Origin of the sequence: Saccharopolyspora shandongensis (assembly GCF_900106995.1) — a bacterium.
Lineage (GTDB): Bacteria > Actinomycetota > Actinomycetes > Mycobacteriales > Pseudonocardiaceae > Saccharopolyspora > Saccharopolyspora shandongensis.
The window spans coordinates 1-1,015 of record NZ_FNOK01000134.1; the positions used below are offsets into that span (position 1 = coordinate 1).

At 65.6% G+C, this 1,015-nt stretch carries 2 protein-coding genes; both read right to left on the reverse strand.

Annotation, left to right across the window (positions count from 1 at the left end):
- On the reverse strand, nucleotides 1-239 hold a 239-nt coding region (locus tag BLW84_RS47130; protein ID WP_143061395.1), incomplete at its 3' end, for a hypothetical protein.
- On the reverse strand, nucleotides 236-1,015 hold a 780-nt coding region (locus tag BLW84_RS45940), incomplete at its 5' end, for an adenylate kinase (RefSeq protein WP_093279052.1). The genes BLW84_RS45940 and BLW84_RS47130, both read right to left, overlap by 4 nt.

Sequence of the window (1,015 nt, forward strand, 5' to 3'; positions counted from 1 at the left end):
GCCCAGAACGCCTCCCGATCGGCCGAGGCTTCTTCGTACAGCGCCGACGTGGCGTTGGCCTGCGCCGCGAACTCCTCTGATTGAGGATGGCCCCGTTCTTCGGTGAGCAGATTGTCCAAAGTGCTCTGTGATTGTTTGCCCACTTCCGACCTCTCGACGCGATCACGTGACAGCGTGATCGCTTTTCGTTGCGGCTTTCCCGGATCCGTCAACCGGTTGGACGAATCTACGGCGGTCAACGTTGCGGCGACGTTGCGCTGTAGTTCGGTCGGGCGCCGAGCGTGGCGGCCACCCGCTCGCCGACAGCGTCGACCGGACCGGACGCGTCGACCCGCACCAGCCTGTTTTTCTCCTGGTAGTGCACGAGCATCGGTGCGGTCTGCTGCTCGTAGAGCTGCAGACGGCGTCGGATCGCGTCCTCGCGGTCGTCGTCGCGCCGGTGCAGCGGACCGGCGCAGGCGTTGCAGATGCCCTCCACCCTCGTGGCGTTGAACTCCACGTGCCAGCTCCGCCCACACGTGCCGCACATGCGCCTTCCGTTGAGGCGACGAACGATTTCCTCTGCGGACACGTGCAGTTCCAGCACCATGTCGACGGTGCGTCCGGAGTTTCGCAGTGTGTTGTCGAGAAACTCGGCCTGCTCCCGGTTCCGGGGGAACCCGTCGAGCAGGAAGCCGTCGGCGTCGTCCTCACCGAGACGTCTGCGCACCATTTCGTTGGTCAGCTCGTTCGGAACCAGGGCGCCGCTGTCCATGTAGGACTTCGCCCGCAGTCCGAGATCCGTGCCCTCGCCGACGTTGCGCCGGAAGATGTTGCCGGTGGAGATGTGTGGAACACCCAGTCGGGCCGAAATCGTTTCCGCCTGCGTTCCCTTGCCGGCGCCCGGCGGCCCGACAAGGACAACGCGGCTCGGCTCGTGTTCAGGTCGCTTCGAGGCGTTTCCATTCGTCTTGGGTGAGCAGGCGGGACCGGGTGAGGAAGCGGACGCCGTCGGGGGCTTCGAGGGAGAAGCCGC